At 64.6% G+C, this 17936-nt stretch carries 20 protein-coding genes; 5 read left to right on the top strand and 15 right to left on the bottom strand.

All coding sequences use genetic code 11. The features are described from left to right. Positions 1-7: 7 nt before the first annotated feature. Positions 8-838: a L,D-transpeptidase gene (locus tag AC0L3K_RS27675; RefSeq protein WP_007599830.1), complete on the bottom strand. Its 831-nt coding sequence runs from the start codon at positions 836-838 to the stop codon at positions 8-10. A 209-nt stretch (positions 839-1047) separates the two neighbouring features. Between AC0L3K_RS27675 and AC0L3K_RS27670 the strand changes: the two genes are divergently transcribed. The 5 genes from AC0L3K_RS27670 (at position 1048) to AC0L3K_RS27650 (ending at position 5160) form a co-directional block, all read left to right on the top strand. After that, positions 1048-2160, top strand: a complete 1113-nt coding sequence (locus AC0L3K_RS27670) for an AI-2E family transporter (protein WP_473367273.1) — start codon at positions 1048-1050, stop codon at positions 2158-2160. A 78-nt stretch (positions 2161-2238) separates the two neighbouring features. Further along, the gene (locus tag AC0L3K_RS27665) at positions 2239-2610 is read left to right on the top strand and encodes an ElaB/YgaM/YqjD family protein (RefSeq protein ID WP_007599824.1); all 372 of its coding nucleotides are present in this window, start codon (positions 2239-2241) and stop codon (positions 2608-2610) included. Between the two features lie 76 nt (positions 2611-2686). After that, the gene (locus AC0L3K_RS27660; RefSeq protein ID WP_473367272.1) at positions 2687-3142 is read left to right on the top strand and encodes a hypothetical protein; all 456 of its coding nucleotides are present in this window, start codon (positions 2687-2689) and stop codon (positions 3140-3142) included. Between the two features lie 179 nt (positions 3143-3321). Continuing rightward, entirely contained in the window at positions 3322-4464 is a 1143-nt protein-coding gene (locus AC0L3K_RS27655; protein WP_473367271.1) for an OpgC domain-containing protein, read from the top strand. 87 nt (positions 4465-4551) lie between these two features. Continuing rightward, positions 4552-5160, top strand: coding sequence for a TetR/AcrR family transcriptional regulator (locus tag AC0L3K_RS27650; protein WP_198288318.1), 609 nt, complete (start codon positions 4552-4554; stop codon positions 5158-5160). Here AC0L3K_RS27650 and AC0L3K_RS27645 read toward each other — a convergent pair. The 14 genes from AC0L3K_RS27645 to urtB form a co-directional block, all read right to left on the bottom strand. Then, positions 5157-6824, bottom strand: coding sequence for a CHASE domain-containing protein (locus AC0L3K_RS27645; protein ID WP_473367270.1), 1668 nt, complete (start codon positions 6822-6824; stop codon positions 5157-5159). The genes AC0L3K_RS27650 and AC0L3K_RS27645 overlap by 4 nt on opposite strands. Positions 6825-7121: 297 nt before the next feature. Continuing rightward, positions 7122-7745, bottom strand: coding sequence for an urease accessory protein UreG (ureG, locus tag AC0L3K_RS27640; protein WP_007599817.1), 624 nt, complete (start codon positions 7743-7745; stop codon positions 7122-7124). Positions 7746-7904: 159 nt separating this feature from the next. After that, positions 7905-8633, bottom strand: a complete 729-nt coding sequence (locus AC0L3K_RS27635; RefSeq protein ID WP_473367279.1) for an urease accessory protein UreF — start codon at positions 8631-8633, stop codon at positions 7905-7907. Next, complete coding sequence (locus AC0L3K_RS27630) at positions 8614-9234, bottom strand: urease accessory protein UreE (RefSeq protein WP_473367269.1); 621 nt, start codon at positions 9232-9234, stop codon at positions 8614-8616. The genes AC0L3K_RS27635 and AC0L3K_RS27630 overlap by 20 nt, the downstream gene beginning before the upstream one ends. A 14-nt stretch (positions 9235-9248) precedes the next feature. Next, complete coding sequence (locus AC0L3K_RS27625; protein WP_473367268.1) at positions 9249-9548, bottom strand: putative quinol monooxygenase; 300 nt, start codon at positions 9546-9548, stop codon at positions 9249-9251. Between the two features lie 142 nt (positions 9549-9690). Beyond that, positions 9691-11406 (bottom strand): urease subunit alpha, encoded by a 1716-nt coding sequence (gene ureC, locus AC0L3K_RS27620; protein ID WP_007599814.1) that lies wholly within the window; start codon positions 11404-11406, stop codon positions 9691-9693. A 37-nt stretch (positions 11407-11443) separates the two neighbouring features. Beyond that, entirely contained in the window at positions 11444-11983 is a 540-nt protein-coding gene (locus AC0L3K_RS27615; RefSeq protein WP_007599813.1) for an HD domain-containing protein, read from the bottom strand. A 57-nt stretch (positions 11984-12040) separates the two neighbouring features. Next, a complete protein-coding gene (locus AC0L3K_RS27610; RefSeq protein WP_007599812.1) occupies positions 12041-12346 on the bottom strand; it encodes an urease subunit beta in 306 nt (101 codons plus the stop codon). A 111-nt stretch (positions 12347-12457) separates the two neighbouring features. Further along, positions 12458-12760, bottom strand: a complete 303-nt coding sequence (locus tag AC0L3K_RS27605) for an urease subunit gamma (protein ID WP_007599811.1) — start codon at positions 12758-12760, stop codon at positions 12458-12460. Positions 12761-12784: 24 nt separating this feature from the next. After that, positions 12785-13615, bottom strand: coding sequence for an urease accessory protein UreD (locus AC0L3K_RS27600; protein WP_007599808.1), 831 nt, complete (start codon positions 13613-13615; stop codon positions 12785-12787). A 31-nt stretch (positions 13616-13646) separates the two neighbouring features. Beyond that, on the bottom strand, positions 13647-14342 hold the full coding sequence (urtE, locus tag AC0L3K_RS27595; protein ID WP_473367267.1) for an urea ABC transporter ATP-binding subunit UrtE: 696 nt from the start codon (positions 14340-14342) through the stop codon (positions 13647-13649). Positions 14343-14345: 3 nt separating this feature from the next. Beyond that, the gene (gene urtD / locus AC0L3K_RS27590; protein WP_007599801.1) at positions 14346-15107 is read right to left on the bottom strand and encodes an urea ABC transporter ATP-binding protein UrtD; all 762 of its coding nucleotides are present in this window, start codon (positions 15105-15107) and stop codon (positions 14346-14348) included. After that, positions 15104-16282 (bottom strand): urea ABC transporter permease subunit UrtC, encoded by a 1179-nt coding sequence (urtC, locus tag AC0L3K_RS27585; RefSeq protein WP_473367266.1) that lies wholly within the window; start codon positions 16280-16282, stop codon positions 15104-15106. Before urtC ends, urtD begins: the two co-directional genes overlap by 4 nt. Next, positions 16279-17886 carry an urea ABC transporter permease subunit UrtB gene (urtB, locus tag AC0L3K_RS27580; protein WP_007599798.1) on the bottom strand — a complete coding sequence of 536 codons (1608 nt, stop codon included), beginning with the start codon at positions 17884-17886 and terminating at the stop codon, positions 16279-16281. Before urtB ends, urtC begins: the two co-directional genes overlap by 4 nt. Positions 17887-17936: the final 50 nt, after the last annotated feature.

The raw sequence follows: 17936 nt of genomic DNA, 5'->3' as shown, positions 1-17936 counted from the left end.
ACGATCCTTAGTTCACGGCCGAATTCGAAACGTTCAGCGCCTGCCGGCCCGAGGGCAGCGCCGTCACGGCCGGGCGCTTGCGCACGGAATCGCTACCTTTCGCCATCAGCGGCGCGTTCTTCGGCAGCACAACGACCTTGGCGCCGACATTGACGCGGCCGAACAGGTCGGTGACGTCCTCATTGGTCATGCGGATGCAGCCGGACGAGACGAACTTGCCGATCGTGGTGGGATCGTTGGTGCCATGGATGCGGTATTCGCTCGACCCGAGATACATCGCACGCGCGCCGAGCGGATTGCCGGGGCCGCCAGCGACGAAGCGAGGCAGATAAGGTTGTCGCGCAATCATCTCAGCCGGCGGATGCCAGTCCGGCCATTCCGCCTTGCGGCTGACGCTCTGCACGCCCGACCAGGTAAAACCCTCGCGCCCGACGCCGACGCCATAACGGATGGCGCGGCCCTGGCCGAGCACGTAATAGAGATAAGTATTGTTGGTATCGATGACGATGGTACCGGCCGGCTCGCTGCGGTCGAAGCTGACAATCTGCCTGCGCAGGCGATCGGGCAGCGCGGCATCCTCGTCGGCGGCCTGCGCGTTCGGGCTTGCATAGCCCTGATTCGCATAGCCTTGGTTCGCATAGCCTTGGTTTGCATACCCTTGGCTCGCATAACCCTGCGAATAGCCCTGGTCCTGCGGGTAGGGCTGATGCGGATAGGTGTAGCCCAGCGTCTGTGCGCTCGCGGCGCCGAACGGCACTGCCAGCAAAGCGGTTGCGAACGCGAATGCGGTGATGCGGCGCGGCGATATGCGGCGTCGGACTGCAGAGAACTTCGTCATGTGCTGCCCCGTTGGATGCCTGCATCAGGGTGATGCGCTGGTTCGATCAACGCGGCCGAGCCGATACAAGTTCCGCTGCGGGATGCAGCAGCAACGTCACAGTCAAGCGAGCACCTCTTCACGAAGCCGCGATGGAACCCGCAGGGCGCTTGGACGTTCTCCCGTGATCACAGGCGCGAGGACCGAAGACTCCGTGCCGGAGAGGTATTGTGCGCGTCCTTCCCAGTGAACGTATGATTCCCGGCAACGGCGAAGGCACTCCGCTTCCCGAGAGCCACGGCGAACTCCCCCCGGTGATCCGCCGCACAGAGCTCGTCGCCTTCTCGCTCGCCGGGCTGCTCCTCATCGCAATCGTCGCGGTACTCTATGTCGGTAAGGCGTTCTTCCTGCCTGTCGTGATGGCGTTCGTCACCGGCACGATGCTCTCGCCGGCAGCGACCTTTCTGGAGAACCGGAAAGTGCCGCGCGGGCTTGCTGCCGTCTTGATCGTGTTCGCGGTGACCGCCGTGGTCGGCTTCATCGTCGCGCTGATCGCCTCGCCGGCGATGGAATGGAGCTCGCGCCTGCCCGAACTCGGCGCCCAGCTGAAAGACAAGGTCCACGTGTTCGACCGACCGCTGGCGCTGTGGCGAGAGCTGCAGACGATGCTCGGCGGCTCGGAGGGATTGCCGAGCTTCCAGATGCCGAAATTCGATTGGGTGCAGCCGACGATCGAATTCCTGTCACCGACCTTTACCGAATTCCTGCTGTTCTTCGTCACGCTGATCCTGTTCATCGCCAGCTGGCGGGACCTGCGACGGGCGATGATCATGACCTTCAGCGATCATGAGGCACGGCTGCGCACGCTTCGCATCCTCAACGAGATCGAGGTCCATCTCGGCAACTATCTCTTGACCGTGACTCTCATCAATGTCGGCGTCGGCGTCGCCGCCGGCATCGTCTGCGCGCTCACCGGAATGCCCAATCCGGCTGGCCTCGGCGCGCTCGCGGCCACCCTCAATTTCATTCCGATCATCGGACCGGTGGCCATGTTCGCCATTCTGGTCGTGGTGGGACTGGTCACCTTCCCGACCGTCAGCGGCGGCCTGATGGCGGCGCTTGCCTTTGGCGGCATCACCTTCCTGGAGGGACATTTCGTCACGCCGACCATCATCGGCCGGCGGCTGGCGCTCAATGCGCTCGCGGTGCTGCTGGCGCTGGCGTTCTGGACCTGGCTGTGGGGCCCGATGGGCGCGTTCCTGTCGTCGCCGCTGCTGATCGTCGCCCTGATCCTGAAGGAGCATCTGTTGCCGCAGGATTCGCCGCAGCTCCCGCAGGACTGACCGGTTTCCGTGAACGGAACTTACCCGACGACGAAACGTTTCCCGGCTGTCTCAACCGTCAACAGCTCGGAGCCCCCGATGTCCACCACCAATGCCGAAGCCGGGATGAGAGACTGGACCGACAAAGCCACCCGAGAACGCCTCGAGAAGGATGTAGCAGCCGTGAAAAGCGATATCGCCGCCCTCACCGATCAGATCACCGACGCGCTCAATACTTTTGCCAACTCCTCCGGCAAGCAGGCCCGCCGCGGCTATCGCCAAGCGCGCGAAAACGTGGATTCCGCGATCGACGACATGTCGGAGCGCGGCAGCGCGATGATGGGCGCGGCACAGGAGGCCTACGGCTCGATCGAGGAGACGCTGGAGGACGCGATCAGCCAGCGGCCGCTCGCGACCGTCGGGCTCGCGCTCGGCATCGGCTTTCTGATCGGCGCGGCCTGGCGCCGCTGAGGTCGCGAATGGGGATCGAGACGGTGGCGCAGCGGCGCCGCCGGCGCCGGCTTGTGGGGATCTGAGGAGCAAGACCATGTTTCAGCGCATCATCGACGGGATCAGCGCATCCACCGGCAGCGCTGTGCGGCTGACCTCGTTGGCGGCAGGCGCGGCGTTCGCGCTCTTCATCACCACGTGCTTCCTGTGCGCGGCGGCGTTCATCTCGGTGCTCGATAAATATGGTCCGGTGCAGGCCTGCCTTGCCGGTGCCGGCGTTTTCTTTCTCCTGACCCTGACCGCGGCGGTGAGCTATTGGGTCTACAAGCGGCAGTTGCGCAAGCAAGCTTATATCGCGGCCGAGCGCGCCACGAAGTCGGCGGCCTCGAGCATGCTCGCGGACCCCATGCTGCTCGCCACCGGACTCCAGATCGTTCGCGCCATCGGGATCAAGCGGCTGTTGCCGATCCTGGCGATCGGCGGTGTCGCCCTCGGAATCATGGCGAGCCGCGCCGGCGTACCCGACGAGGCCTCGGCCGAACCTGCCGAGTAGCAGCTAGCACGCCTTAGAAAGTTTCGTCCCAGGTCCCGTATACCCATCTATCGAATCGGCACCAGTGGCCCCGCGCCGATTTTGCGCCGTTGCCTGCGCCATCACGCAAACGCTACTCGGATAGGCAGGCGGTTGCCGCTAAAAGCAGCGCCCCTGATTCCAAAAAGCCATTTTTTTCGATGAAACCGTCCGTCCAGGCGAACCTCGCCGCATTCCATCACGACCCTCGTCTCTATTTGACGCTCGGCATCGCCAATTGGTCGGTTTTCGTCGACCACATCCCGAACAACGTCGTCAATTTGCTGACGCTGCGCAACTTCGGCTTCAGCGGCGCCGCAGACTTGTTCGTGTTCGTGGTGGGCTATGGCGTCGCGATCATTCACGGCAGGATAGCACTGGAGCGCGGCTACGTCGTCGCGGCGACGCGCATCTTTCGCCGCGTCTGGCGGCTGTATGCCGCTTATGTCGTGCTGTTCGTGATCTATATCGACACCATCGCCTACGTCGCCTCGCAATCGAAGGCGCCCGAGATCATCCACGAATATAACATATCGGGAATTCTCGAGCACCCGCTGCGCATCCTGGTGCGTGGCCTCGTGCTCCAGGAGGAGCCGCTGAATCTCGACCTGTTACAGCTGATGATCCCGCTGATGGCCTTCTTTCCGTTCGCGCTGTGGGGCCTGTTGCGGCGTCCGAACCTGATGCTTGCGGCATCGGTCGCGCTGTACGTTGCGGCGCGCTGGTTCGACTGGAATTTCCGGGTCTATCCGGACCAGGATTGGACCTTCAACCCGTTCTGCTGGCAGATGCTGATGGTGCTGGGCGGCTGGTTCGCCGTGACCGGTGCGTCGGGCCGCGCGCTGCATGGCCTGTCCTGGCTGCGCGTGCTTGCGGGCGCCTATCTCGTATTCGCAATGGCGATCACGCTGATGCGCCACTCGCCCGCGCTTGCCGCCTACTTGCCGAACATCGTGCTCGACAATATCACGCCGACCGACAAGGAAAACCTCGCACCCTATCGCGTGGTCCACTTCCTCGCACTCGCTTTCCTCGCGACATATCTCGTCCCGGCCGATCATCCCGCCCTGCAATGGAGACCGTTCCGGGCGGTCATCAGATGCGGCGAGGAATGGCTCGCGGTGTTCTGCGTCGGCGTGTTCCTGTCCCTCGCCGGCCATCTCGTCCTGATCACCGGCGCCAATCTGGTGGTGATGCAGATCGCCGTGAGTCTGGCCGGCTTCGCGGCGATGGCCGCGGTCGCATATTACATCGGCTGGTCGAAGCGGCAGGACCTGCCCGCGGCCTTGCGGCAGCAGACCTAACTCGACACCTTCCGATTCCGCTAGGCCGGCCGTCACGGCTGGGCTATGCGGAGCGGCAGCGGATTGCGCGAGGAGGCCGGCGTGGTGATGGCGAATGGCGGGAGTGAGGGAGCCGACAGCGCGCCCCGGCGCGGCCGGCCGAGGTCGATCGAGACCACCAACGCCATTCTCCAAAGCGCCTATGCGCTGATGGCCACCACCGGCCTTGCCGCCACCACCATCGACGCAATCGCGCGCCACTCCAGCGTCTCCAAGATGACGATCTACAAATGGTGGCCGTCCCGCGAAGCCTTGCTGATCGATGCCTTCCTTCACCATGCCGCGCAGATGCTGCCGCTGCCGCCTGCAAGCTCGGGCAGCCCCGCCGCGCGCGCACGCCGCCACGCCGCGGCCTACGCCGAAGCGCTCCAGGGCGAGTTCGGCAAGGTCCAGCTCGCCGTCATCTCCGAATGCATCTCCAAGACCGGCTCGGCGGAGCTGTTCTACGCCCGCTACCTGCAATTCCGCCGCGACGCACTGATCGAGATGATCGCCGCAGGCCAGAACGACGGCAGCATTCTGGCGGAAGCGCCGCCCCAGGATCTCTACGACGCGATTTATGGCAGCCTGTTCTACCGCTACGTCTTCGGCATCGCGCCGATCACGCCGGCCTACGCGCGGACTCTGGTTGACCTCGTGCTGCGCCCGAAGAGTTAGGGCGTTTTCCGCGCCGGCCGGATCGGTGCTGACAGCTTGTCGGTGCGGTCGCGCTCGGTCATGTCCTCGACCGTCTCCATCGGCGCGGTCAGCTCGTAGACATAGGAGACGTCGGTGAAATAGCGCTTGGCGGTGCCGCCGAGCGCCTCGGGCGCGACGCGGTCCAGCAGGATCAGGCCGAAATCGGAATCGGGGCGGCGCGTCGCTTCGCTGGTGTTGAACTCCTCCCAGCGGAAATAGAAGACCTCACCGGCCGCCTCGTTCGTCACCGTCCAATTGGCTGTGATGTGCGGATGCTTGCCGACCAGCGACAGGCCCTCGTCGGAGTGCGAGGCGAGCTCGAAGAACAGCAGCGACAGGCTCTGCGCTGCACGCGCGCTGACTGCGATATCAGGACCGGTGACGGCGATGCGGTCGGCATGCGGGATGGCGCGCGCCTCGAACAGGCCCTTCAGCTTGACCCCCTGCCACTGGCTCTCGCTGAGCAGTGAGACGACGTTGGACATGGCGTGGATGCGGCCGATCAGGAGCTCGCGCGCGACATCGATGTCCGAGCCATGGCGCAGCGTGCGGGTCACGATCGACTGGATCACTGCCAGGATGTTTTTGACCCGGTGGTTGAGCTCGTCGATGACAGCAGTCAACCGGCGCTCGAAGCCGATTCTGACCTGGATTTCCCGGCTGAGCCGCAAATTGTTGTAGGCGACATAGCCGAACAGGCCGCACACCATCGCGGTGATCGCAAAGCCGATCGCCGCCACGATGATCGCAGTCTGCTCGGCGCGGCGCGCCGAATTGGTCTTGGCGTAATAGCCGAGCTGCCAGTCGCGCCCCCCAAAGCTCACCGTGCGCGTCGCCGACGGCGCCGGCCCATCGGCCGCCGTCGTTCGGGCCGAGACGACGCCTTGATCGTTGGCGACGAGTTCGCCACCCTCCCGGCGCGGATCCTTCAGTGCGACTGCGAACAACGACATGTCGTCGTTGGTCAGCATCAGGGAAGAGAGCTCGTAGGAAAATGTGATGAAGCCCGCCGGCTCCGTCGCGCCCTCGGGGATGACGGGAGCGGCCACAATGATGCCGATCGGCCCGCCGCTGCGCAGGAGGGCAACCGGTTCTGAGGCAACCGATCTCTTCTCCACTCTGGCGCGCGCCAGCATGGCGCTGCGCACCTGATCCTGGTCGTAGCTGCGGCCGGGCAGCCCCTTGGTCTCGTTGCTGCGCGGCTCGAGATCCATCAGCACGTCGATCGGCTGGGTGACACCTGCGGGATCGATCGGCTTGTCGTCATAGGTGCGGATTCGCGGATTGGGGAAGCCGGCGCTCGCGATGGCGGCCTGTGCTGCGGCAAGTTCGTTCGGCTTCAGGCGGGCGACCCAGCCCGCCACCACGAAATCGGTCTTGAAGGCGTAGATGGCCGAGCGCAGCGGCTCGAGCATGTTTGGCTTGAGCACCGACGGCGCCCGGAACAGGCCGGAGGCAACCCGCGCGAGCAGTTCGCGCTCGGTGAGCCGGTCCTGGACGAGGCTCGCATGGACGTCGATCGCGCGCGCCAGCGCGATCCGGTCCAGCGCCAGCTCCTGGTCGTGGACGCGATAGGCCGCAAGCCCGGAGAGCAGGGCTCCGAGAAGAGCAATGAAGCCGATGATGAAACCCAGCCGGACCACGCGACTACTCAGGCGAAAGCAGGAGGTCGGCAATAAACACGGAGCATATGGACGCCGCTCGAACGGGCACGTGCCGAAACAGGGTGGACCCCAATGGCCGGGATAATGAAGGAGGAGACATCGGTACGCAACTTGGTCGCCTGAGAAGCTTAAATCGGCCCGCCGCTGGTCCGGCCGGGACGGATTTGCTCCGGGCACCGGAGGTAATCAATTGCCGTGACCGAAATTTGTTCCGTGGACACGGCTCTGCCCATGGCGTTAACGGGGGGAAACGCCTGCGTTAGGTGGTCGCGCCGGTCAGCCGGCCCGTTTCAAGCCGCCTTTGGCCTCAATGAAGCCGATGATGCGGTCCAGCCCCTGGCTCTTCTTCAGGTTGGTCATGACGAACGGCCGCTCGCCGCGCATGCGCCTGGCGTCCGTCTCCATCTTTTCCAGGGAGGCGCCGACATGGGGCGCCAGGTCGATCTTGTTGATGACAAGGAGGTCGGACCGGGTGATGCCGGGGCCGCCCTTGGACGGGATCTTGTCGCCGGCCGCCACGTCGATGACGTAAATGGTGAGATCGGCGAGCTCGGGGGAAAAGGTGGCAGCGAGGTTATCGCCGCCGGATTCGATCAGCACGAGATCGAGCCCGGGAAACTTGGCGCGCATATCCGCCACCGCGGCGAGATTCATCGAGGCGTCCTCGCGGATCGCGGTGTGCGGACAGCCGCCGGTCTCGACCCCGGCAATGCGATCCGGCGTCAGCGAACCCGAGCGCACGAGAAATTCCGCATCCCATTTGGTGTAGATGTCGTTGGTGATCGCCGCGATGTCGTAGCGCTCGCGCATGGTCTTGCAGAGCAGGTCCATCAGCGCGGTCTTGCCCGATCCGACCGGACCGCCGATGCCGACGCGCAAGGGACCGTGAGATGTAGGCATTGAGTCTTTCCTATCGTCGTCCTGGCGAAAGCCAGGACCCATTACCACTGAACCCGATTGTCACGGCACGCTGGAGCCGCATCTGTGCATAGCCACGCGCACTCGTGGTTATGGGTCCTGGCTTTCGCCAGGACGACGGCGGAGAGCAACTCACCCTGCTCATGACCGAAACAGCCGCGTATATTGCGTCTCGTGCCGCAGGCTGGCGAGGTCGGCGCGAAACGTCGCGCCGCCGAGATCGTCCAACGTCGCATTCAGCGCACGATGTGCCGTCGCGGTAACCGCGGCTTCCAGCTTCACCAGCACGCGCTGGCTGTCGGTCTGGCCGAGCGGGATGAGCCGGCTGGCCGCGGAAATCCAGTTCGAGACCAACGCATGCAGGAAGGCGTGCAGCGTCGGTGCCAGCGGCACGCCGTGCATCGCGGCGACCACGCCAACGGCAACGGGATAGACCAGTGGCGTGCGGCATGCCGCAACCATGGCATCCAGCCCGTCGGCATCCCACGCTGCGCGGGCCATGTCGATGAAGGCACGGCCCTGCGATGTCGTCTCCAGTTGCCGCTCGCGCGACGGCACGAAGGCCGCGGCGAGCTCGGCGATATCGCTCAAGGTGTCGCCCTCGCCCGCTTCAGTGGCGCGATAGGCGTGGACCAGAAAAATCGCATCGCAGAAGCCCGAGCCATCGCGAAGCATCGCGTCGAGCCAGTCCGCCAGCGACGCGACGTCGGTGATGTCGCCGGCCTCGACCGCCCATTCGATGCCGCTGGAGTAGGAAAAGCCGCCGACGGGAAACGCGGGCGACAGCCAGGTCATCAGCCGGTACAGCGCCGCCGCCTCGCGCTCCGCGAGGTCGCGGGCCGCGACCGGCTCATTTGTGGTCATGAGCATGCTTGTGGCCGTGGTGATGATCGGGGTGATCGCAGTGCTCGTCGTGGTGTTGGTGATCGTGACCGTCGCCATGTGCGGCATGATCATGATGGTGATCATGATGGTGATCATGATGATCATCGTGGCCATGATCGTGATGCGCGTGGTCGTCGTGTCCATGCGCATGACCGGCATCGGCATAGGCGCCGCCCTCGGGATCGAACGGCGCCTCGATCTCGATCACGCGCGCACCGAGGCCCTTCACCATGGCTTCGATGACGTGGTCGCGGCGGATGCGCAGGCCCTTGGCCATGATCTGCGTCGGCAGATGGCGATTGCCGAGATGCCAGCCGACGCGAATAAGGTGGTGCGGATCGTGGCCGCGAATCTCGAGCAACGGCTCGGGCGCGGCGACCACCTCGACCAGTCGGCCGTCCTCCAACACCAGTGCATCGCCGCCGCGCAGGGCGACGGCATTCTCCAGGTCGAGCAGGAACTCGAGCCCCCGCGTTCCCGTCATCGCCATCCGGCGGCGGTGTCGATCGTCGAAATCGAGCACGACCGTATCCGCCGGCGCTTCCGCGAAGCGGTGTTGTCCCCTGACCTGCGTCGCCCGGATCATGCGCTTTTACCCCGTTACCGTGTCTCGACCTTCTCGGGCGTGATCACTTCGATCTTCGGCGGCGCCGTAAAACACTTCACCGCGACGCGGCCGAACGTCTTCATGTGCTCCATGGCGCGATGCGGCACCAGTGCTTCGGCATTCTCCCACTGCTCGACGAACACCATCTTGGCGGGATCGGTGACGCTCTCATGCAGATCATAGGCGACATTGCCGGGCTCTTTCCGCGTCTCCTTGATGCAGGCGGTGGCAGCTGCAATGAATTCGGCGCGCGTTTCAGGCTTGATGGTCAAGGTGGCGACGACGTAGATCACGAGAAATCCTCCCGGCTTTTCTTCTGGGCTTCAGATACCCGGCGGGACCTTAGACCAGGCGGGATCGAACGCAAAACCCGGAAAAGCTGCCCCCGGATATGCGACCAGGACATGTTCCTGAGACATGCGTTGAGGCGCTATTTCAGTACATGAAATATCGCTGCGCCATCGGCAGCACCTCGGCGGGGGCGCAGGTCAAAAGCTCGCCGTCGGCGCGAACCTCATAGGTCTCCGGATCGACTTCGATATTGGGCGTGGCGTCGTTGTGAATCATGCTCTTCTTCGAGATCCTGCCGCGGGTGTTCTGGACCGCATAGAGCTTCTTGTCGATGCCGAGCTTACGCGCGAGGCCGCCGGTGATCGCGGCCTTCGAGGTGAACACCACTGAGGATGCGGTTATCGCCTTGCCGAAGGCGCCGAACATCGGCTGATAATGCACCGGCTGCGGGGTCGGGATCGAGGCGTTGGGATCGCCCATGGGAGCGGCGACGATCATGCCGCCCTTGACGACGCAATCGGGCTTGACGCCGAAGAAGGCCGGCGACCACAGCACGAGATCGGCGAGCTTCCCCTTCTCCACCGAGCCGATCAGCTTCGAAACGCCATGGGCGATCGCGGGATTGATCGTGTATTTGGCGATGTAGCGCTTGACGCGGAAATTGTCGTTGTCCTTGCCCTTATCCTGCGGCAGCGAGCCGCGCTGCTTCTTCATCTTGTCGGCGGTCTGCCAGGTCCGGATGATGACCTCGCCGAGGCGGCCCATGGCCTGGGAGTCCGACGAGATCATCGAGAGCGCGCCGAGATCGTGCAGGATGTCCTCGGCCGCGATGGTCTCCTTGCGGATGCGGCTTTCCGCGAACGCCAGATCTTCCGCGATCGAGGGATCGAGGTGGTGGCACACCATCAGCATGTCCAGATGCTCGTCGATGGTGTTGCGCGTGAAGGGCCGCGTCGGGTTGGTCGAGGACGGCAGCACGTTCTTGAGCCCCGCGACCTTGATGATATCGGGGGCATGACCGCCGCCGGCGCCCTCGGTGTGGAAGGCGTGGATGGTGCGGCCCTTGAAGGCTTTGATGGTATCCTCGACGAAGCCGGATTCGTTCAACGTGTCGGTGTGGATCATCACCTGGATATCGTAGTCGTCGGCGACCGAGAGGCAGGTGTCGATCGCGGCCGGCGTCGTGCCCCAGTCCTCGTGCAGCTTCAGCGCACAGGCCCCGGCCTTGATCATCTCGACCAGCGCGGCGGGCCGCGAGGCGTTGCCCTTGCCAGAGATGCCGAGATTGACCGGGAAGGCGTCGAACGACTGGATCATCCGCCCCATGTGCCACGGCCCCGGCGTGCAGGTCGTGGCGAACGTGCCATGCGAGGGGCCGGTGCCGCCCCCCAGCATCGAGGTGACGCCCGACATCAGCGCATGCTCGATCTGCTGCGGGCAGATGAAGTGGATGTGGCTGTCGAAGCCGCCGGCGGTGAGGATCTTGCCTTCACCCGCGATCACGTCGGTGCCCGGGCCGATGATGATGGTGACACCCGGCTGGATGTCGGGATTGCCGGCCTTGCCGATGCCGGCGATCATGCCGTCCTTGATCGCGACGTCGGCCTTCACGATGCCCCAGTGATCGACGATCAGCGCGTTGGTGATGACGGTGTCCGCCGCGCCCTGCTTGTTGGTGACCTGCGACTGACCCATGCCGTCGCGGATCACCTTGCCGCCGCCGAACTTCACCTCCTCGCCGTAGGTGGTGAAATCCTTCTCGACCTCGATGATGAGGTCGGTGTCGGCCAGCCGCACCTTGTCACCGGTGGTCGGGCCGAACATGTCGGCATAGACCGAACGCTTTATTTTGACGGACATCACAAGCCCCGTTTGCGTTTGAATTTTGGACCGGTGCTCACAGCGAGGTCCTCGCTGTGAGCACCGTGTCGTCGAATGTCGTATCGAGCCAAGAGTTGCCGCCGCGGCAACCGGCGACAACCTGCTCGGCCCAGTCGGTGTAGTCGACGAGATCGTCACGTTCCTCGGCCGTCGGATCGGAATGCACGCGCGCGCCGATATTGCTGATCTTGTCGGCGATCTTGATCAGCCTGGCGCCAGCCGATTTCTTCGGTGCGTCGAGCACCTGACGCCGCCGCCGCTCCGGCTTAGGCAGGCTCATATCGTCGGTGCATTCCTCGACAAGCGACGCGACACGGTCGGAGAATTTTTGCGCGAGCTCCTCGCGCGTGGTGTCGGTGTCCTCGATCGCATCGTGCAGCCAGCCTGCGGCAACGAGTTCGGCGTCGGCGCCGTCGGTCGCGGTGGCAAGCAGGTTCGCGACCTCGGCGAGGTGGTTGATGTAGGGCTCATGACCACGGCCCTTGCGCGCCATGCCGTTGTGACGGCGCGCGGCGAGCTCGGCGGCTTCGGAGACGAGGCGGACAGGTGACAGCATGGCAAAGTCCTCCGTGTTCGCCTCAACCATGCCGCGCCACGCTCGTTCCTGTGGATTTCACAGCTTCCCCATCACGTCGCCGCGGAAGCCGTAGATGGTCTTCTTGCCGGCCACCGCGACGAGCTGAACGTCGCGGGTCTGGCCGGGCTCGAAGCGAACGGCGGTGCCGGCGGCGATGTCGAGGCGCATGCCGCGGGCTTTCTTGCGGTCGAACTTCAGGGCCGGGTTGGTCTCGAAGAAATGGTAGTGCGAGCCGACCTGGATCGGGCGGTCACCGGTGTTGGCGACCGTCAGCGTCACGGTCTTGCGGCCGGCATTGAGCTCGATCTCGCCGTCCTGGATGAAGAGTTCGCCGGGAATCATTCTATCCTCCTCGTCATTCCGGGGCCCGCGCAGCGAGAACCCGGAATCTCGATCAACAATCTCTGGATTCCGGGTTCGCCCTTCAGGCGCCCCGGAATGACGAATTCAAAACTACCTGATCGGCTCGTGCACGGTGACGAGCTTAGTGCCGTCCGGAAAGGTCGCCTCGACCTGGATGTCGTGGATCATCTCGGGAATGCCCGGCATCACCTGGTCGCGCGTGAGGACCTGCGCACCCGCTTGCATCAGCTCGGCGACGGTGCGGCCATCCCGCGCGCCTTCGAGGATGAAATCGGAGATGAGCGCGATCGCCTCCGGATGGTTGAGCTTGACGCCGCGATCCAGCCGGCGGCGGGCCACGATCGCCGCCATCGAGATCAGAAGCTTGTCCTTTTCGCGCGGAGACAGGTTCATACGAAATCTCTTCCGTTCACTTCGTCAATTCAGCCAGAGCCGCGGCAGCGCCGCACCGGTGCGCGCCAATACGGCCATCATGTCGCCACGCAGGCGCGCCGCATCTTGGGCACAGAACCGCGCCATTGCAAAGCCATTCCAGGCGGACATCCCGACCTCACCGGCGAAGGATTCCGAGGCCTCGCGGAGACGCTCGATCAGGGCCTCGTCGCCGGGCACGATCAGCGCCGTCCCGATCGCAGCGCCGCCCTTCGCCACCGCCGATCGCGCAAGCTTTGCGCCGATATTGCCGTCGAGCCTGACGGTCTCGGCGAACACTAGCTTGCCGCCGCGACGCAGTCGCCAGCGGTCGACGAACTCGCCCTGCTCCATCCGCTCACCCATCGCGGTACGGCCGAACACCACGATCTCGCACAGCAGGAGCGAGGCAGTCGCATCGAGGTCTATGTCGAAGCGACGGCGCACGCGCGCCCGGTCGAACAGGATCGTCTCCTGCGGCAGCCAGCCGAGATGTGCGCCTGCGGCAACCTTCAGCGCTATATTGAGCTCCGCCGCCTGCCCTGGCGCGCGATAGACCTTTTCCGCGGCCGCCGTCGTCAGCGTCAGCTTCGCACCATCTGCGGCCGCGATTTCGATGTCGAAGCGATCGCCGCCGGCGACGCCGCCGGCCGTGTTGACGAACACGCCGGAGAGCCCCTCGTCCTCCGGCGAAGGGAAGCGCACGCGCAGGGAGCCGGACTCATGCAAGATCCCGCGACGTGTCACACCGTCGCGCGCGTGGACGTCGAAGCGCACCGCTCCGCGGGCACGGTTGGCGTCGAACACCGAAGATGTCGCTAAAACGTCGCTGCGCATCCGCCTCCCCAGCCGGTCGCGGCAGAATGGCCTACAGCGCCATCTGGCGGCTGATTTCGCTCGCGTCGAGATTGGAGCGATCGCAGGTGAACTTCACCGCGCCGCGATCCATCACCGCAAAACTGTCGCCGAGTTCGCAGGCAAAGTCGAGATATTGTTCGACCAGCACGATGGCGATGTTGCCGAGATTGCGCAGGTACGAGATGGCGCGGCCGATATCCTTGATGATCGAGGGCTGGATGCCCTCCGTCGGCTCGTCGAGCAGCAGCAGCTTTGGCCGCATCACCAGCGAACGCCCGATCGCGAGCTGTTGTTGCTGGCCGCCGGAGAGATCGCCGCCGCGCCGGCCGAGCATGGATTGCAGCACCGGGAACAGCGAATACACGTCGTCCGGAATGTGCTTGTCCTCGCGCCTGAGCGGGCCGAAGCCGGTCTTGAGATTCTCCTCGACCGTCAGAAGTGGGAATATCTCGCGCCCCTGCGGCACGAAGCCGATGCCCTTGCGCGCGCGCTCATAGGGCTTCAGGCCCGTAATATCGTTGCCGTCGAGCACGATCGCGCCCGATGAGATCGGGTACTGCCCGACCATGGCGCGCAAGAGCGAGGTCTTGCCGACGCCGTTGCGCCCGAGCACGCAGGTCACCTTGCCGGGCTCGGCCGCGATCGACACGCCGCGCAGCGCCTGCGCCGCGCCGTAGAACAGGTTGATGTCCTTGACCTCAAGCATCGCTCACCGCCCCAGATAGACTTCGATGACCCGCTCGTTGGACGAGACCTGGTCGATGGTGCCTTCGGCGAGCACGGTACCCTCGTGCAGGCAAGTGACCTTGACGCCGAGTTCGCGCACGAACGTCATGTCGTGCTCGACCACCATCACGGTGTGGGTCTTGTTGATTTCCTTGAGCAGCTCGGCGGTGAGATGCGTCTCGACGTCGGTCATGCCAGCGACGGGCTCGTCGACGAGAAGCAGTTTTGGATCCTGGGCGAGCAGCATGCCGATCTCAAGCCACTGCTTCTGGCCGTGGCTGAGGCTGCCGGCGAGACGGTTGCGGGCCTCGGTAAGGCGGATCGTTTCCAGCACCTTGTCGATCTGCTCGGATTCCGCCCGGCTGCCGCGCCAGAACAGCGTAGCCTTGACGCTGTGGTCGACATTGAGCGCGAGCAGCAAATTGTCCTGCACGGTCTGGCTCTCGAACACGGTCGGCTTCTGGAATTTGCGGCCGATGCCGAGCTCGGCGATGCGGGTCTCGTCAAGCCGCGTCAGGTCCGTGACGCCGTCGAACAGCACGGTGCCTTCGTCGGGCTTGGTCTTGCCGGTGATGATGTCCATCATCGTGGTCTTACCGGCGCCGTTCGGGCCGATGATGGCGCGCATCTCGCCGGGCTCGAGCGTCAGCGAGAGGTTGTTAATGGCGTGGAAGCCGTCGAACGAGACGTGCACGCCGTCGAGATACAGCATTGCGGAGGTCGCGCGGGTGTCCATGACGTTCATTGCGCCTCCTCCGCCATTTTGGGTTCGGCGACGCCATCTTCGGCCGCGGCGCTCGCAATGGTCGCGGCGTCGCGCCTTTCCTTCGACGAGTCCCACCAGGCGTTGAAAGTGCCGACGATGCCCTTGGGCAGCAGCAGCGTCACCAGAATGAACATCGCACCCAGCATGAACAGCCAGTACGGCGCGAGCATGCCGGAGGTGAAGAACGTCTTTGCGTAATTGACGACGACGGCACCGAGCGCAGCGCCGACCAGCGTACCGCGGCCGCCGACCGCAACCCAGATCACCGCCTCGATTGAATTGCCGGGCGCGAATTCGCTCGGGTTGATGATGCCGACCTGCGGCACATAGAGCGCGCCGGCGATGCCTGCCATGCAGGCCGACACCGTGAACACGAACAGCTTGTAGGATTCGACGCGGTAGCCGAGGAAGCGCGTGCGCGATTCGGCATCGCGCACCGCGATCAGCACCTTGCCGAGCTTGGACGAGACGATGGCGCGGCAGATCAGGAAGCCGGCGATCAGCGCCAGGCAGCTCAGCGCGAACAGCGCAGCACGGGTGCCTTCTGCCTGCACGTTGAAGCCCAAAATGTCCTTGAAGTCGGTCATGCCGTTGTTGCCGCCGAAGCCGAAATCGTTGCGGAAGAAGGCCAGCAGCAGCGCATAGGTCATCGCCTGGGTGATGATCGACAGATACACGCCCGTGACGCGGGAGCGGAAGGCGAGCCAGCCGAAGCAGAAGGCGAGCAGGCCCGGCACGATCAGCACCATCAGCGCGGCAAACCAGAACATGTCGAAGCCGTACCAGTACCAGGGCAGCTTCGAATAGTTCAGGAACACCATGAAGTCAGGCAGGATCGGGTTGCCGTAGACGCCGCGGCTGCCGATCTGCCGCATCAGGTACATGCCCATCGCGTAGCCACCGAGCGCGAAGAAAGCACCGTGGCCGAGCGAGAGGATGCCGCAATAGCCCCAGATCAGGTCGATCGAGAGCGCCAGGATGGCGTAGCAGACATATTTGCCCCAGAGCGCGACCAGATAGGTCGGCACTTGTAGGAACGAGCCCGCGGGCAGCAGAAGGTTGGAGAGCGGGATCAGGATGCCGCAGGCCACGACGACCGCAAGGAAGATCGTCGCGCCGCGGTCCAGCGATCGCGTCAGCATGTGAGGGGTCATGCTTCCACCGCACGGCCCTTGAGCGCGAACAGGCCGCGCGGCCGCTTTTGAATGAACAGGATGATGAGAACGAGGATGGCGATCTTGCCGAGCACGGCGCCGGCGACCGGCTCCAGGAATTTGTTGGCGATGCCGAGCGTGAAGGCGCCGACCAGCGTGCCCCAGAGATTGCCGACGCCTCCGAACACGACGACCATGAAGCTGTCGATGATGTAGCTCTGGCCGAGATTGGGGCTGACATTGTCGATCTGCGACAGCGCCACGCCGGCGATGCCGGCAATGCCCGAGCCGAGGCCGAAGGTCAGCGCATCGACCCGCGAGGTCGCGATGCCCATCGAGGCCGCCATGCGGCGGTTCTGCGTCACCGCGCGCATCTCGAGCCCTAGCGCCGTGTAGCGCAGCATCGCGAGCAGAATGACGAACACCGCGAGCGTGAAGACAAGGATCCAGAGCCGGTTATAGGTAATCGTGATCTGGCCGAGCTCGAACGCGCCGCTCATCCAGGAGGGGTTGCCGACCTCGCGGTTGGTCGGGCCGAACATGGTGCGCACCGCCTGCTGCAGCACCAGCGACAAGCCCCATGTCGCCAGCAGCGTCTCCAGGGGACGGCCATAGAGAAAGCGGATGATGCTGCGCTCGATCACGACGCCGAGCGCGCCCGCCACCAGGAAGGCGAGCGGCACCGCGATCAGCAGCGAATAGTCGAACAGGCCGGGATAGCGGGTGCGGATCACCTCCTGCACCACGAAGGTGGTGTAGGCCCCGATCATCACCATCTCGCCATGCGCCATGTTGATGACGCCCATCACGCCGAACGTGATGGCAAGCCCGATTGCAGCAAGCAGCAGCACCGAACCCAGCGAGAGGCCGTACCAGGCATTCTGCACCATCGACCAGACCGCGAGCGAACTCTGGATCGAGCCGATTGCGCTCGCGGCAGCCTTGGTCACCGAGGCCGGCTGGTCGCCCATGCCGGTAAGCAGCGCCATCGCCTCCTGGTCGCCGCGCGCCTTGATGGTGGCAACGGCTTCGAGCTTCTCGACCTCGGTGGCATCAGGCTTGAACAACAGGATCGCCGCGCGGGCGTCGCCCAGCGCAGCTTTGACGGATCGGTTGGTTTCCTTGGCGAGCGCGCCATCGACGGCTTCGAGCGACGTCTCCTCATGCGACTTGAAGACGGATTGCGCGGCCTGCAGCCGCGCTCCGATGTCCGGTGACTGCAGCGTCAGGCTGCCGATCGCGGCATCGACGCTGCGGCGCAAGCGGTTGTTGAGGCGGACCGCGCTTGCACTGTCGGGCACGCTCGCCACAGCCAGGCCGGTCGCGGCATCGATCGACTTGCCGTCGGTGCCGGTGACGTAAACCTTCTTGCTATCCGGGTCGGCCATGAGTCGGCCGTCCTGAAGCGCGCTGATGATGGGGAAAGCCAGCTTGTTGCCGCTGCCCGCGACCACGCCGATCGCCTCTTCCGTGTCGGAATAATCGTCGTTGGCGAATTTGGCGACCGCATCCTCGAACGGGCCGGCCAAGGCCGGCAGTGCGAACGCGATCAGGAACAACGAGAGCAGGAGCGAACAGAGGCGGGCGGACAAATTGGCTGGCACTGTGAAAGACCCCGGCAGAAAAGGGTGGAGAAGGCGGCGGGATCGCCGCC

The sequence above is a fragment of the Bradyrhizobium sp. MI1.10 genome, from assembly GCF_055811035.1.
This window is presented reverse-complemented; position numbering and strand designations above follow the sequence as displayed.

Bases quoted from the DNA above. Each gene is read 5' to 3' on its own strand.
- AC0L3K_RS27675 (WP_007599830.1), bottom strand. From the start codon at position 838: ATGACGAAGTTCTCTGCAGTCCGACGCCGCATATCGCCGCGCCGCATC.
- AC0L3K_RS27665 (WP_007599824.1), top strand. From the start codon at position 2,239: ATGTCCACCACCAATGCCGAAGCCGGGATGAGAGACTGGACCGACAAA.
- AC0L3K_RS27660 (WP_473367272.1), top strand. From the start codon at position 2,687: ATGTTTCAGCGCATCATCGACGGGATCAGCGCATCCACCGGCAGCGCT.
- AC0L3K_RS27655 (WP_473367271.1), top strand. From the start codon at position 3,322: ATGAAACCGTCCGTCCAGGCGAACCTCGCCGCATTCCATCACGACCCT.
- AC0L3K_RS27650 (WP_198288318.1), top strand. From the start codon at position 4,552: ATGGCGAATGGCGGGAGTGAGGGAGCCGACAGCGCGCCCCGGCGCGGC.
- ureG (WP_007599817.1), bottom strand. From the start codon at position 7,745: ATGCCTACATCTCACGGTCCCTTGCGCGTCGGCATCGGCGGTCCGGTC.
- AC0L3K_RS27635 (WP_473367279.1), bottom strand. From the start codon at position 8,633: ATGCTCATGACCACAAATGAGCCGGTCGCGGCCCGCGACCTCGCGGAG.
- AC0L3K_RS27630 (WP_473367269.1), bottom strand. From the start codon at position 9,234: ATGATCCGGGCGACGCAGGTCAGGGGACAACACCGCTTCGCGGAAGCG.
- ureC (WP_007599814.1), bottom strand. From the start codon at position 11,406: ATGTCCGTCAAAATAAAGCGTTCGGTCTATGCCGACATGTTCGGCCCG.
- AC0L3K_RS27615 (WP_007599813.1), bottom strand. From the start codon at position 11,983: ATGCTGTCACCTGTCCGCCTCGTCTCCGAAGCCGCCGAGCTCGCCGCG.
- AC0L3K_RS27610 (WP_007599812.1), bottom strand. From the start codon at position 12,346: ATGATTCCCGGCGAACTCTTCATCCAGGACGGCGAGATCGAGCTCAAT.
- AC0L3K_RS27605 (WP_007599811.1), bottom strand. From the start codon at position 12,760: ATGAACCTGTCTCCGCGCGAAAAGGACAAGCTTCTGATCTCGATGGCG.
- AC0L3K_RS27600 (WP_007599808.1), bottom strand. From the start codon at position 13,615: ATGCGCAGCGACGTTTTAGCGACATCTTCGGTGTTCGACGCCAACCGT.
- urtE (WP_473367267.1), bottom strand. From the start codon at position 14,342: ATGCTTGAGGTCAAGGACATCAACCTGTTCTACGGCGCGGCGCAGGCG.
- urtD (WP_007599801.1), bottom strand. From the start codon at position 15,107: ATGAACGTCATGGACACCCGCGCGACCTCCGCAATGCTGTATCTCGAC.
- urtC (WP_473367266.1), bottom strand. From the start codon at position 16,282: ATGACCCCTCACATGCTGACGCGATCGCTGGACCGCGGCGCGACGATC.